A 13,400-nucleotide genomic window follows, 5' to 3' on the forward strand; every position below is an offset into this window, starting at 1 on the left:
TCCACTCTAGCTAACTCTAGGTTCGGTTATCGCCCGATCGCAAGTGAATCTGTATTTTTGTATACTAATGTTAAGGAGAATTTATCTTTACTGAGTCGAAAAGTTAAGATAATAAGGAATAGCGTAACGAAAGTTAACGTTATCACTCAATAATTATGAGAGTACAACTCGATCGAGTAGGAGCAAATTTCCCAACGTGAGCCAGCAACAACTTGCCCAACTGCGCCGTTACAATCCCCAAGCGATTGCTAGTTACTATAATAAACGTCCGTGGCTAGTCATCTGGCGGGCAATAACTATAGTCTGGCTGTTCGCAGGATTCTTGATTGGTTTGCTACTCGATCGATCTGTCGGAAATATTGAAGCAAATAAATACGATCGAGCGAGTCAACTCCGCGAGATTCTAACACATTTAGGCCCTACTTATATTAAAGTCGGACAAGCACTCTCGACTCGCCCCGATTTAATCAGACAAGACTTCTTAGATGAATTAATTAAGCTACAAGATCAGCTCCCACCGTTTGATAATGAGTTGGCGATGCAGATTATCGAGTCTCAACTCAAAAAGTCTGTAGAAGAATTATACAAAGAAATTTCGCCTCGTCCGGTTGCTGCGGCTAGTTTAGGTCAGGTTTACAAAGCTAGACTATATAGTGGCGAAGAAGTCGCTGTAAAAGTCCAACGCCCTAACCTACTGCCAGTCATCACTCGCGACTTATACCTGCTGCGGTGGGCTTCTACTTGGATTAAACCTTTACTACCACTGAATTTAGGTGATAATCTCACGATTGTAGTTGATGAGTTCGGGACTAAATTATTTGAAGAAATCGACTATCAGAATGAAGGGCGCAATGCTGAGAAATTTGCTGCTAACTTCCAAGACGATCCTACTGTTAAAGTTCCATCGATTTATTGGAGATACAGTAGTCACACAGTACTCACTCTAGAGTGGATTGATGGAATTAAGCTTACCGATTTAGAAGGGATTCAAAAAGCTGGACTCGATCGAGATAAACTGATTAAGGCGGGTGTCACGTCGGGGATGAGACAGCTATTAGAATTTGGTTTCTTTCATGCAGATCCTCATCCTGGTAATCTATTTGCGATGGCAGATGGACGGATGGCATTTATTGATTTTGGGATGATGGATCAACTGACCCAGCATACCAAAGAAACGATCGCCGGATCGGTGGTTCACTTAATTAACAAAGATTATCTCTCGCTTACTGATGATTTTGTCAAACTGGGATTCTTAACTCCTGACATCGATATTTCCCCAATCATTCCAGCTCTAGAGAAAGTACTAGGGAATGCAATGGGTGAAAGCGTTGGAAATTTCAACTTCAAAACCGTCACTGATGAATTTTCGGGCTTGATGTTTGAATATCCCTTCCGCATCCCCGCTCAATTTTCACTGATTATTCGTTCCCTCGTCACCCAAGAAGGTGTAGCTCTGAGCCTCAATCCCGAATTTAAGATTGTCGAAATTGGCTATCCTTACGTCGCGCAAAGATTACTTAATAGTGAGACTCCCGAAATGCGTCGGCGACTGGTTGAAGTCATCATCAAAGATGGTAAATTGCAGTGGGAACGGCTGGAAAATATGATCGGTATTGCTCGTAGTGATAGCAACTTCGATCTTCTACCTACGGCACAATTGGGTTTCCAATTTCTGATGTCTGCGGAAGGAAAATCTCTTCGCAATCAGCTTGTGATGGCATTGACAGAAGATAATCGTCTCCACCTGTCAGAAGTTCAACAGTTGTGGGCTTTGGTGAGAGAGGAATTAGAGCCAGCTAAACTATTAAATATTGCTTTCAGTGCTTTCGCTGAAAATCTCCCTAAAGCAATTGGCGATCTTTCTACTGCGGGTGTCAATTCTTTATTTGGTTCCCTCACAAATAGTCGTAAGTAAAACTTACTCCTTTCCCAGTTTCAAATTAGACATCTAGGGCAGTGGGTGAATGGACAGATGGTGAATCGAGATCGTCTATTTCTTGAGTGGGAAAGGGTAAATAACTCGATCGGCTAAATGAGCTAAAATCAGTAGGGGCAATGCATTAATTACCCCTACTGATTTTTTAGATACGACTTAATTTTAATGTCCGATCTCGTTTTATTTTGGCATCGCAACGATTTAAGAATTTCCGATAGCATTGGTTTATCGCAAGCATGTCGCACCAATGCTAGAGTGATTGGGGTATTTTGTGTCGATCGAGCAATCCTTTCCCGCGACGACATTGCGCCAGCCAGAATTGTATACATGTTAGGCTGCTTGAAAGCTCTCGCCGAGGATTATACCAAAGCAGGTAGTCAATTATTATTTGTCGATGGAGATCCAGTCGATCGAATCCCCCAATTAGCTAGTACTCTACAAGCTAGAGCAGTATACTGGCATCACGATGTCGAACCATATTCCCAAACTCGCGATCTTCGAGTAACTACAGCCTTAGAAGCCCAAAATATCCAAATCCACACCAATTGGGATCGGCTGCTTCACGATCCTACCACCATTAGAACGGGCAATAAACAGCCCTACTCAGTCTACACACCCTTTTGGCGGAACTGGAATAGTCAACCCAAGCCAGCCCCAGTAGCCGTCAAACTACCAGCGAGCGAATTAACCCCCGCCGAAAAACAGGCTCTGACACAACTACCAACAATTAACCTCCCTACCGCTGCGGAACTAGGATTTACGTGGGAAGAGCCGCTAATTTTCGAGCCAGGTACCAATGCAGCCCAACAACAGCTAGAAACATTCTGCCGCAAATCGATCTTCAATTACGACGAACAACGTAATTATCCGGCAATCTCTGGCACCTCCGGCATGAGTGCCGCCCTCAAATTTGGGACAATTGGAATTCGTACTGTCTGGGCTGCGACAACCGAAGCTATGAATGAAACCAGGAGCGACGAAGCGCGTGCGGGGATTACCACCTGGCAACAAGAATTAGCATGGCGAGAGTTTTATCAACAAGCCCTCTATCATTTCCCCAGCCTAGCCCAGGGAGCTTACCGCGACCACTTTAAACAGTTTCCCTGGACAAATAACGAAACTCACTTTAAAGCCTGGTGTGAAGGCAAAACGGGCTATCCGATTGTCGATGCCGCCATGCGCCAACTCAATCAAACTGGCTGGATGCACAATCGCTGTCGAATGATTGTGGCTAGTTTCCTGACTAAAGACTTAATTATTAACTGGCAATGGGGCGAGAAATATTTCATGCAAACCCTCATCGATGGAGATTTAGCAGCGAATAATGGCGGTTGGCAATGGAGCGCATCGAGTGGGATGGACCCCAAACCATTGCGGATTTTTAACCCCTATACTCAAGCCCAAAAATTTGACGCTGAAGCTGATTATATTCGTCAATGGGTGCCAGAGTTAAAATCTGTAGATACCAAAATGATTCTCACTGGCGATCTTTTACCACTAACTCGCCATCAGGTAGGCTATCCGCTACCGATCGTCGATCATAGCGTCCAACAGCGGCTATTCAAAGAATTGTATGCCAGTGTCAAAGGTTCTGTGTAGGGAGATTTGCCCTAATATTCTATGAAATAACTGTACTGAAGGTGAGTGATACTCGGCGACCTCGTGGCCAAGACCTTCCACAAAACTTGTCACTCTTGCGAGCAGAAATGGCATGTTGCCAATTGTAACGTGATTCACCAGCAAGGACTAAAAGACTACAACATTTAATTGATTGTTGCTGGTGGGGTTGGGCGGGTTCGTTTCGCCATTAATGGTGCGTTGCGAGGATTTCTAGCATCACGCGGCGTTTTTATGCGGGGGGAACCCCCGCATAAAAAAACGACAAGACACCCGCCATCTACGACATATGGGAATAGGTTTGAATTTGGAATTGCTGAAATCCAGGCACATAATTCAAACCTTTGACTGAGATCGGCATCGCTTCTATCGATCGAGTGAGCATAACTATTAAGGTTATTTAATTTATGAAGAAGTGTTTTGGATTAGTTTTCGAGGACGACCACCTTTTTTGCCGTTCTCACGAGACGAAAGAGCTTTAGCAGGTGATGAAACTTTGCCACCTGCTGCGCCTAATTGTGACATCCAATTTTTAGTTCCAAAAATACCGATTAGTAGAGCTGGAATACTAAAGCTGACACCTAATGAATCCCAGTGAATACTATCGCCAGAGCTAGGCATCCAGAAATCGGCGAGAGCTTTAGGGGATGCATCTGCAAGTCCTTGAGCGAGTTCTGGTGGAAAGCTGAAGATCGCATTATTAGTTAACTCGATCGAGATAATATTGTCTTGAGGTAAGTAACAAGCAGATCGAGCGCGTGGTTCAGTTTGATTAGCTCGTTCTCCTTCTGCTCTAGCGGCTTCAATTTGAGATGATAAATTTTCTTCTGTTAATAAGTGTTGCCATTTATTTGTTGCCATGATATTCATTCCATATTTCTATTAAATACTCTTGATGGTCTGCGGCTAGATTTAATGCATTGATAATATCTTTATTTCTAACATCTTTAGCTGTGATTTTAACTAAAGATGGAGGCTCTACAGTGGAGCCAATATTAATTTTAATGTACCCTGTTCTCGAACCACGCTTCCGACCTTTGAAAACATGAACATGCGCTGGCTGGTGGTCGTTGGTAAAAATATAAACGAATAGATTACTCTGCGGATCGGATAAGACTTGTGGCATACGATCGTATTTTAACCTATTCGTTAGGTTTTTTCAAATATTTATTATCATAGGGCGAAAAGTCGAAAATAGTACAGAACTCGATCTCCATGTGAAATCCCAGAGCTGACGGGGGCGGTGATGTGGCAAGATAAGGGGAGGATTATATCAACTTTTTTTAGAGATGCAAACGGGCAAAAATTCTATATTTAGTCGCTGGCGACAATGGTTACAGACTGGGATAGCAACCATGCTGATCCTCAGTTTATCGGCAGGAGTTAATGCTGCAACTCTACTACCATCGGGTAATGCGATTACTGACGGACAGGCGATCTTGCGATATGCACTCCCGATCGATAATAAACCAGTGCGGGAACTTCAGAATAGTTTGGAAGATATTTCAAACCATCTGCGGGGGAAACAGTGGAGTTCGATTAGTGGGGATGTCAAGAAAGCTGCTGCGGTATTGAAAACTAAGCAAGCCGACATCTTGAAAAGTGTGCCAGAAGCGAAGCAAGCGCAAGCACAGACTTTAATTAACGAGATTCAGACTAGTGTTGATGCTCTAGCTATTTCAACGGAAGCCAAGGATAAGCCACAGGTTCAAGTCGAACGCGCTCAGGCTCTAGCGAAAATTGGTACGCTCGAAGCTGCAATGGTGACTGGTTTTCCCTATACAGTGCCAGCAGAATATAGCAATATACCACAACTCCAAGGTCGGGCGACGATCGCGCTCAAGACTACCAAAGGCGATATTAACCTAATCGTAGATGGCTATAGTGCTCCAGTAACGGCGGGTAATTTTGTCGATCTCGTCCAACGGGGATTTTATAATAATCTCGCTTTCACCCGCGCCGAGAATGATTATGTCCTCCAAATTGGCGATCCTCCCGGCGATGAGGTGGGTTTCATCGATCCCAAAACCAAAAAATATCGGGCGTTGCCATTGGAAGTAATGGTCAAAGGCGATAAAGAGCCAATGTATGGCATTACGATGGAAGACGCTGGACGATTCCGTGAGGAGCCAGTTTTACCTTTCTCCTCCTATGGTGCTGTCGCGATGGCTCGTTCCGATGCCGATCCTAATGGTGGTTCGTCTCAATTCTTTTTCTTTCTATTCGAGCCAGAATTGACTCCAGCCGGACGTAATCTTCTCGATGGACGCTACACTGTATTTGGTTATGTAACTTCGGGACAGGAAGTGCTCGGACAACTTAAAGCCAATGACAAAATTGAATCTGCAAAAGTGATTGAGGGTGCAGATTTATTGAAGGTATCAGCGAGGGAGACTTGATGCGCAATTTTGAATCAAAAATCCAAAATTAGCTCCCAATCTCAATTATTTTGGGCGTTGCTGAATCGATATACGGTCTTGTACTTCTGAGAAAAATTAGCGTTTCTCTCTCTGAAGCTTCTCGATCTCGTTCATCCCTGAATTCAGCAACGCCTTAGTTTGAACCATCATTAGGACTAACAACTGTGCTGGGTGTGGCTGCTGGTGATGGAGAAGTAGATTTACCCTGAGCTAGTAACAAACTGCCAGCAACAATTGCCATTAAAATGATCGAGACAACTGCTCCTAATACCAAGGGTTTTTTGCTATTAGTGTCTGGCTGCTTCGATCCTTTCTCAGCATAGATCCGCTGACGTTCGATATCGCCACTGTTAGTTTCGGGACTACTGAGCAATAAAGTGTCAGAATGAACGAAAGGAACAGTGTCATTGCGGAGATCCTGGAGCACAGTGCTTTGTCCGGCTTCAATTGGTTGTTTTACTTGACAGTGAACGAGTGCAATTGTGGCGTTATCATGTCCATTCTGCGTATTTGCCATGTTGATCGTGCGCTGACAAGCCGTTGCCAGATCTACCTTGCCTTCTAGTACGGGCAAAATCTCGGTTTGCCAGTACTGAACTACTCGATCGCGATCGCTGACTCCATCAGAACATAGCAGGAAAATACATTCTTCATCAACGATCGTTCTGCGGATATTTGGATGGAGTGCTGTCGAAGAATTCATCCCCAAGGCTTGAAATAACGAACCAGAACTATTCATGCCCAAGGCTTCCCGATATAAAACGCCGCTGAGTCGGACTTCCCGTGTTGCCAGATCGTCATCTAAGGTCATTTGATGACAACCAGTGCGCGTAATCCGATAGACCCGACTATCGCCAATATGGGCGATATAAGCCTCATGGCCGTAGATCAGGCTCATTACCATTGTCGTCCCCATTCGCTCGCGTTCTTGGCGATTTTCGCTGTCATTGCGGAGACTAATTTGGTCGTTGGCAACACAGGTAGAATTTTCGATTTGAATCGTAATACTATCAGGATAGCGATTTTCGGGTTTGTTGAGGACGTTTTCGATCCGCCGATGAATGGTATCGATCGCCAAAGCGGAAGCTACTTCTCCACCTTGATGCCCGCCGACTCCATCGCAGACGATCGCTAGACTGAGATCGTAGCCAGTGTTTTGATACAGTGGCGAGCCACTGGCTGGATAACAAGCATCTTCATTCTGTTCTCTGGTCGGGCCAGTATGACTGAGGGCAAGATAATTACAATTGAGAAATTGTTTTTGACCGACAGTTCGCAGTGCTTCATCTAGCATGGCAATTAACTGCGTTGCTGTCGTAATTTCTTCTTTGACTAATTGAATGCAGACTTTCTCCAAGATTTGGGCAATGCCAATCCGAGCCTGCTTTTGCCACAGTTTCCAGATTTTACCCAGTTCGGATAATTTGGGTGGATTAGCTCCATTGGGCATCAACTCGATGACCCGTAACAGTCCACCTTCAACCCGTAATAATTCTGGATTGAGCAACGTCCGACTTACGCCTTCAACCTGCATCGAGTCCCAGAGATTGGCGATTTGCCACAGCCAATTGAGTTGGCGCATCGATCCCGCTGTTTTCCAACTTTCAGTAATTTCGGGCATCACTTTACCCGCAAATGCCGCGCCCAAACCCTCGCTATAAATCGGTGCTTTTTCCAGCAACCAGATCGTGCTACTACGTCGCCCCGATCGATTGAGTGGAATCGATCCATAAACTTGGGGAATGTGAGGACGGTGTCCAACTAACCGGAGGTAAGGTTCGATCGCTTCTGTTACTTTCTCGACCACTTCTGGTTGCCAGCCTGGTTTAGTGTCCAACAATACCCGATTATTAACGACGATATAGCGGTTATTCGCCAACGTCTGACCGATTTTTAAACTGAGCGCATCTTCGCCCACAGTCCACAAGTAAACTTTGGGGATAGCTGTCCGACAATGAGCACAAAAATTATGACTCACTGGATTAGGAGCCTGACATTCAGGGTTTTGGCAGACGATTTTTGCCTCTAGTTGGTTGGTCATGGGGTTCGGGGTGCTCCAGTCAGCCGATAGTTTGCGCTATCATGGCAAGTCAGGTGTATTGCTTGAGGTAATTTCGGTCGGCAGATTTTGAGAACCGCAATGCAGTCAATCCAAATTTTAACCTGCGATCGCGTGCGAGTCTCTATAATCTATAAAAATAAATCGGCCCAATCTTATAAGTACCCATGATTCACCCAAATCGAACACCTTTACCCCTCAAAAGTGGAGATTTGTTACAGGTCATTGCACCTAGTGGGAGATTAAGGGAACGAGCTGCACTCGATCGAGGTATCCAGATTTGGCGAGATCGCGGTTATCGGGTAGAAGTAGCCGATCGAGTCACGGAAGGTTGGGGCTATCTCGCAGGAACTGATGTGGCTCGACGCTCCCAATTAGCCGCTGCTTGGGAAGATCCCAACTGTCGGGCAATTCTATGCGTGCGCGGCGGTTATGGCGGGATGCGGCTATTGGAAAATTGGCAGTGGACTTCGATTGCTGAACCCAAATGGTTAATCGGATTTTCAGATATTACGGCATTGCTGTGGAGTCTCGATCGAGTGGGGATTGTCGGGATACATGGGCCATTATTGACCACTCTAGCAGATGAACCTGACTGGTCGCACGATCGACTATTTGGGTTAGTGACTGGACAACCGCTCTCACCGCTTCAAGGCGATAGTTGGGTGGGGGGAGTGGCGACAGGTCGATTATTACCGTGCAATCTGACAGTAGCTACCCATCTACTTGGTACTCCATTTCAACCAGATTTAACTGCGGCAATTTTGGCGATCGAAGATGTCACTGAAGCTCCCTATCGGATCGATCGATTACTCACCCACTGGCGGCTCACTGGAGCCTTGTCAAAGCTTGCAGGTATTGCGATCGGTCGATTTAGTCAATGCGATGCTCCTGAAGGGATCTCTAGCTTTACAGTGGCGGAAGTGCTACGCGATCGACTCACCGATCTTCAGATTCCCATTGTCGCCAATCTCCCCTTCGGACATGACGGCTGTAATGCTGCACTACCAGTCGGAGTTGAGGCAATTCTAGATGGGAATACAGGTCAACTCAAGTGCTAATTTAACCTAGTGAATAGTGGATGGTGGATATGTAGATGGTAAATTAAGTTAAACCTTTCCCATTTACCCTTTACCCTTTCCTACCCTCTATTCAGAACTAAAAACTTAGGCTATCATGGTGGTTATGGTCTGGCTGCGACGTTGGTGACTGCCAATAACGTTTTTTGATCTATGCTTGAATTTTTTACGGGAACTAATGTTGTTCTAGCGGCAGTAGACTGGACTTTTGTATCCAGAAACTTTATGCGCGAACTTCCGGTACCCACCTGGTTTTAACCAGGTCATAAACTGAGGTAAGACGGCGTTGCGGTTGACCTAAATTTTTGAGAACCAGAACCTCTAGTATTTATGCTGGGGGTTTTGTTGTGAATCGGGATTCGGGATTAGTTTTACTGATAAAGTGGTATCCGAAGATATTGGATGAGATTAAGCAAATAATGACACCACAAGATTTGATGAAGCAGGAAGTCGGAAAGGCTGCTGCGGCGAGAGTACAGTCTAATTCGATCGTGGGATTGGGTACTGGTTCGACAACTGCGTTTGCGATCGAGTACATCGGCAAACGATTGGCTGCTGGCGAAATTACCAATGTCAAAGGGATTCCCACTTCTTTCCAAGCCAGAGTTTTGGCGAAACAGCATGGTATTCCCCTAACTACTCTAGATGAAGTCGATCGCATTGATATCGCGATCGATGGTGCCGATGAAGTAGATCCTCAAAAGAATCTGATCAAAGGTGGTGGTGCGGCTCACACTCAGGAGAAAGTCATTGATGCGCTGGCAGCGCAGTTTATCGTAGTCGTAGACAATACCAAACTCGTAGATAAACTTGGAAGCACTTTCCTGCTGCCTGTAGAAGTCATTCCAATGGCGGTGACTCCAGTCATGCAAGCGATTGAAAAACTCGGCGGCAAACCCCAACTGCGGATGGGTATTAAAAAAGCTGGCCCAGTTGTCACCGATCAGGGTAACTTAGTAATTGATGTGAAATTCGACTCGATCGATAATCCCGCCGAGTTAGAAAAGACCCTCAATAATATTCCTGGCGTGCTGGAAAACGGTCTTTTTGTCGGCGTAACAGACTTAGTGTTAGTTGGCGAAGTTCAGGGCGATAAAGTCATCATCAAGGAAATGTAGATATTAGGTGTTAGGAATAGCAGTATTAGAGGTTTAATTCTCCATTTCAGCAACCCCTCCCCAGCTTAATACCTAGAGCCTATATGCAAAACAAACGAGGTGTTAACATAGAGTTAACACCTCATCCATAATATTTGCTAAAACTAGGTAAATCTAGTCGTAGGCTTTTTTGCCAGTGAACTTAATCTTAGAAGGATCGGGATTGCTACCGATGTTCCGAGCTACACTACCAACAGCTTCCCGTCCAGCATTCACTTTCTCAGGAAATACACCATCATTGGGATGGAGTAATGTCGTGTCACCTTTAGGGGTAACACGGTAGACTTTGTAATCGGTGATTTTGAACTTACGTAATTGAGTACCAAGCGCGAGACACTGCTCTTTCCGAGCCAAGTATAAGAGGTTTTCCCCAGATACCATTGTCGCTGCACCGCCAGTAGGCATTTCAAATACTTGTTGCTTAGGACTAGTCCAAGTAATTCCGTATTTTTCTTCTACATCGGCTTTGCTGAGTAAGCCACCAGTGCTGCCACCAAAAATCGGTGTTGTGCCAGTTAGTTTATCTGCCATAAAACTGCTAGTTGTAGGGTTTTAGGGAATATTACCACTCTGTCTGGGCACGATCGCCATCTCGTCAAGAACTGTAACAGTTGGGAGAGGGGAGTTGGGAGCTTTCAAGTCAGCATTCCCTTGTTATCTCGTTTTTATTGCGTTAAAAAAATAGTTAACACAACGATCGATTCTATGACTACTAATCCTACTGCGATTTCCTTGCTGGTTGCTCCCGCTCGCGTGATGCGGGGACAAAATGCGCTTGGGGATGCGATCGAGTATATCCTCAGATTAGGTCAACGTCCGCTGATAATTGGTGGAGAACAGAGTTTAAAGCTGAGTCAATTGCAGGTACTACTCGATCGACCGGAATTAGAGATCGATACAGTAAAATATACTCCAGACTGTTGTGAAACTAGTCTCGATCGATTAATCCAAACCGCCTCAGCACATCAAGCCGATCTGATCATTGGTATTGGTGGGGGAAAATGTTTGGATACTGCCAAGTTATTAGCCCATCGGCATGAACTACCAGTGGTGACGATTCCCACTTCTGGAGCGACTTGTGCGGCTTGGACAGCCTTGTCAAATATTTATTCTGAGTCAGGCGCATTTCTGGATGATGTTAGTCTCGCGAAATGTCCAGACTTATTAATCCTCGATTATGGTATCGTCGCTACCGCACCAGCACGGACACTAGTAGCTGGCATCGGTGATGCGATCGCCAAATGGTATGAAGCTTCAGTCAGTAGCGGTCATTCATCCCAGACATTACTCATCGCCGCAGTTCAGCAGGCACGAGTACTCAGGGATATTCTATTCCAAAAATCGGCAGCCGCGATCGCTCATTGTGGGGGCGAAGACTGGCAAGAAGTTGTCGATGCCACTGTCCTCCTCGCAGGGGTAATTGGTGGGCTAGGTGGTGCCCAGTGTCGCACTGTAGCCGCCCATGCCGTCCATAATGGTCTCACACATCTCCCAGGCAGTCATCATGCCTTACACGGCGAAAAAGTGGCCTATGGGATTTTAGTCCAATTGAGACTAGAGGAAATGCTCCAAGGAAACCAGTTAGCCGCTACAGCCAGACAGCAGTTGCTCGATTTCTACACGACAATTGGGTTGCCAAAAACTTTAGCAGATTTGGGTTTGAGTGAAATTACGATCGCTCAACTACATCATGCGGCGACACTTGCGTGCAAACCCGATTCCGATTTGCACCGCTTGCCTTTTCCCGTGGTGCCGGAACAATTAGTCGCAGCAATGGTATCGACGACAATTGTCGAGCGAATGGCTGAAATCGATCTGATTAACGATCTGGTTTAGAACCATGACATTTTGATAATAATTTCTGGAGTTCGAGGGGTGCTTCATTTAAAGAAATTGACTTTGTTGCAGGGCATCCAAACCCAAAACTTTCGATCTCGCCACTATCCTTAAACTTAACTTTCAATGGTATCGAAGCCCGATCGAAGATTGCAACATAATTATTCCCTTCTTCGATAACTCTTTGATAAGCTCCCAACCATTTTTTCAAGCTCTCCACTAAATTGCGATCCTGAATATTACTACCTGGAGGGGCAGAGTTATAGCGAAAAATTCGATCGATAATAATTTCTGGAGCTGGCTGTGCCATTACAGTTAAGTCCATCGATGCTACGATCGACAATAATGTACCCACCACAGCTACTCGATTGGCAATTTTCAGATTCAGCTTCTTTCTGTTCATCGATATCACGATTTTCATCCTCTTTCGATCGACCGGACGATATATATAGATCGATCTTAGCTTGAAATTTCGATAACAATCGAGCAAACTTATTAAGATCTAGTTCAATATCCACCACCATTAGAATTGAAAATCTGTCCAGTCATCCATTGGGCATCATCTGTCACCAACCAACCAATTAATCGTGCGGCATCTTCGGGCATTCCCCATCTTCCTTGGGGATTAGCAGCACGAATGAATTCATATACTTTATCATCTGCCCAACCTGTATCTGTGGCACCAGGATTAACAGTATTTACCGTAATTCCCCGTGGAATTAGATGAGCGGATAAACTCAACGTTAATTGATGTATGGCACCTTTGGAAGCAACGTAAGCAAGTTCGCTCGGCATGGGAGTGAGATGTTGCCCAGAAGTTAGCAACACGACTCGTCCACCAGCACTTTTGTGATGTTGCTTTGCGAAGGCTTGCGTCAGCAGTAATGTCCCGCGCACATTGATTTGAAAATGGGTGTCGATATCTACTGGGGTTAGTTGTTCCAAATTTCCCATCGTGCTGTAGGTATGGTTCGCAATTAAAATGTCCACATGTCCAAAGGCTTGCACCGCTGCATCCATCATTAGATGAGGCACGGTAGGATTGAGAAAGTTTCCTTCACCGTGGGCAATCCGCGTGCCATGCGCCTGAAGTTCGGTTATCAGTGCGGAAACCCCGTCAGGATCGGCTCCCCACTCCCGATCGGCATCGTAGGGGGAAAAAGAGTGAACGAACACATCTGCACCCATTGAGGCGAGTCTTTGCGCGATCGCAAAGCCAACTCCTTTCCGCCGACTCACGCCTGTAACTAGTGCAACGCGACCTTTTAAAACTGCTTCAGGCATAATTGTTTTTGA

12 protein-coding genes and 1 other RNA gene are annotated in these 13,400 nt (G+C 45.4%); 7 read left to right on the forward strand and 6 right to left on the reverse strand.

Annotated features, from left to right (window positions below):
• Positions 1–196 precede the first annotated feature (196 nt).
• Entirely contained in the window at positions 197–1,915 is a 1,719-nt protein-coding gene (locus RMO55_RS00910; RefSeq protein ID WP_310422083.1) for an AarF/ABC1/UbiB kinase family protein, read from the forward strand.
• Positions 1,916–2,101: 186 nt separating this feature from the next.
• Positions 2,102–3,535, forward strand: coding sequence for an FAD-binding domain-containing protein (locus tag RMO55_RS00915; protein WP_310422086.1), 1,434 nt, complete (start codon positions 2,102–2,104; stop codon positions 3,533–3,535).
• A gap of 423 nt (positions 3,536–3,958) precedes the next feature.
• Here RMO55_RS00915 and RMO55_RS00920 read toward each other — a convergent pair whose 3' ends face one another.
• On the reverse strand, positions 3,959–4,414 hold the full coding sequence (locus tag RMO55_RS00920; protein WP_310422089.1) for a DUF2442 domain-containing protein: 456 nt from the start codon (positions 4,412–4,414) through the stop codon (positions 3,959–3,961).
• A complete protein-coding gene (locus RMO55_RS00925) occupies positions 4,401–4,679 on the reverse strand; it encodes a DUF4160 domain-containing protein (RefSeq protein WP_310422092.1) in 279 nt (92 codons plus the stop codon). Before RMO55_RS00925 ends, RMO55_RS00920 begins: the two co-directional genes overlap by 14 nt.
• A gap of 163 nt (positions 4,680–4,842) precedes the next feature.
• Here RMO55_RS00925 and RMO55_RS00930 point away from each other — a divergent pair, with 163 nt between their 5' ends.
• On the forward strand, positions 4,843–5,952 hold the full coding sequence (locus RMO55_RS00930) for a peptidylprolyl isomerase (protein WP_310422095.1): 1,110 nt from the start codon (positions 4,843–4,845) through the stop codon (positions 5,950–5,952).
• Positions 5,953–6,106: 154 nt separating this feature from the next.
• Here RMO55_RS00930 and RMO55_RS00935 read toward each other — a convergent pair whose 3' ends face one another.
• Positions 6,107–8,014 (reverse strand): serine/threonine-protein phosphatase, encoded by a 1,908-nt coding sequence (locus RMO55_RS00935; protein ID WP_310422098.1) that lies wholly within the window; start codon positions 8,012–8,014, stop codon positions 6,107–6,109.
• Positions 8,015–8,199: 185 nt separating this feature from the next.
• Between RMO55_RS00935 and RMO55_RS00940 the strand changes: the two genes are divergently transcribed.
• The 3 genes from RMO55_RS00940 to rpiA all read left to right on the forward strand — a co-directional run bounded on the left by RMO55_RS00940 (position 8,200) and on the right by rpiA (position 10,229).
• On the forward strand, positions 8,200–9,093 hold the full coding sequence (locus tag RMO55_RS00940) for an LD-carboxypeptidase (RefSeq protein ID WP_310422102.1): 894 nt from the start codon (positions 8,200–8,202) through the stop codon (positions 9,091–9,093).
• Positions 9,094–9,220: 127 nt separating this feature from the next.
• Positions 9,221–9,410, forward strand: a non-coding RNA gene (gene ssrS, locus RMO55_RS00945) — 6S RNA.
• A gap of 120 nt (positions 9,411–9,530) precedes the next feature.
• Positions 9,531–10,229, forward strand: a complete 699-nt coding sequence (gene rpiA / locus RMO55_RS00950; RefSeq protein WP_310422105.1) for a ribose-5-phosphate isomerase RpiA — start codon at positions 9,531–9,533, stop codon at positions 10,227–10,229.
• A 153-nt stretch (positions 10,230–10,382) separates the two neighbouring features.
• Here the strand turns inward: rpiA and RMO55_RS00955 are convergent, their stop codons facing one another.
• Positions 10,383–10,799 carry a photosystem I reaction center subunit II gene (locus RMO55_RS00955; protein WP_310422109.1) on the reverse strand — a complete coding sequence of 139 codons (417 nt, stop codon included), beginning with the start codon at positions 10,797–10,799 and terminating at the stop codon, positions 10,383–10,385.
• A 174-nt stretch (positions 10,800–10,973) separates the two neighbouring features.
• Between RMO55_RS00955 and RMO55_RS00960 the strand changes: the two genes are divergently transcribed.
• Positions 10,974–12,104 (forward strand): iron-containing alcohol dehydrogenase family protein, encoded by a 1,131-nt coding sequence (locus tag RMO55_RS00960; protein WP_310422112.1) that lies wholly within the window; start codon positions 10,974–10,976, stop codon positions 12,102–12,104.
• Here the strand turns inward: RMO55_RS00960 and RMO55_RS00965 are convergent.
• Together RMO55_RS00965 and RMO55_RS00970 are read right to left on the reverse strand one after the other, a co-directional pair.
• The gene (locus tag RMO55_RS00965) at positions 12,088–12,507 is read right to left on the reverse strand and encodes a hypothetical protein (RefSeq protein ID WP_310422115.1); all 420 of its coding nucleotides are present in this window, start codon (positions 12,505–12,507) and stop codon (positions 12,088–12,090) included. The two genes, RMO55_RS00960 and RMO55_RS00965, sit on opposite strands and share 17 nt — an antisense overlap.
• Before the next feature lie 104 nt (positions 12,508–12,611).
• Positions 12,612–13,388: an SDR family oxidoreductase gene (locus RMO55_RS00970; RefSeq protein WP_310422116.1), complete on the reverse strand. Its 777-nt coding sequence runs from the start codon at positions 13,386–13,388 to the stop codon at positions 12,612–12,614.
• Positions 13,389–13,400: the final 12 nt, after the last annotated feature.

This window comes from Chamaesiphon sp. VAR_48_metabat_135_sub (genome assembly GCF_031418915.1).
In the GTDB taxonomy this organism is placed as follows: Bacteria; Cyanobacteriota; Cyanobacteriia; order Cyanobacteriales; family Chamaesiphonaceae; genus Chamaesiphon.

What these genes read in the sequence shown, in the direction of transcription:
- RMO55_RS00930 (WP_310422095.1), top strand. Translation starts at nt 4,843, where the DNA reads ATGCAAACGGGCAAAAATTCTATATTTAGTCGCTGGCGACAATGGTTA.
- RMO55_RS00970 (WP_310422116.1), bottom strand. Translation starts at nt 13,388, where the DNA reads ATGCCTGAAGCAGTTTTAAAAGGTCGCGTTGCACTAGTTACAGGCGTG.
- RMO55_RS00915 (WP_310422086.1), top strand. Translation starts at nt 2,102, where the DNA reads ATGTCCGATCTCGTTTTATTTTGGCATCGCAACGATTTAAGAATTTCC.
- RMO55_RS00965 (WP_310422115.1), bottom strand. Translation starts at nt 12,507, where the DNA reads ATGAACAGAAAGAAGCTGAATCTGAAAATTGCCAATCGAGTAGCTGTG.
- RMO55_RS00920 (WP_310422089.1), bottom strand. Translation starts at nt 4,414, where the DNA reads ATGGCAACAAATAAATGGCAACACTTATTAACAGAAGAAAATTTATCA.
- rpiA (WP_310422105.1), top strand. Translation starts at nt 9,531, where the DNA reads ATGACACCACAAGATTTGATGAAGCAGGAAGTCGGAAAGGCTGCTGCG.
- RMO55_RS00955 (WP_310422109.1), bottom strand. Translation starts at nt 10,799, where the DNA reads ATGGCAGATAAACTAACTGGCACAACACCGATTTTTGGTGGCAGCACT.
- RMO55_RS00925 (WP_310422092.1), bottom strand. Translation starts at nt 4,679, where the DNA reads ATGCCACAAGTCTTATCCGATCCGCAGAGTAATCTATTCGTTTATATT.
- RMO55_RS00960 (WP_310422112.1), top strand. Translation starts at nt 10,974, where the DNA reads ATGACTACTAATCCTACTGCGATTTCCTTGCTGGTTGCTCCCGCTCGC.
- RMO55_RS00940 (WP_310422102.1), top strand. Translation starts at nt 8,200, where the DNA reads ATGATTCACCCAAATCGAACACCTTTACCCCTCAAAAGTGGAGATTTG.
- RMO55_RS00935 (WP_310422098.1), bottom strand. Translation starts at nt 8,014, where the DNA reads ATGACCAACCAACTAGAGGCAAAAATCGTCTGCCAAAACCCTGAATGT.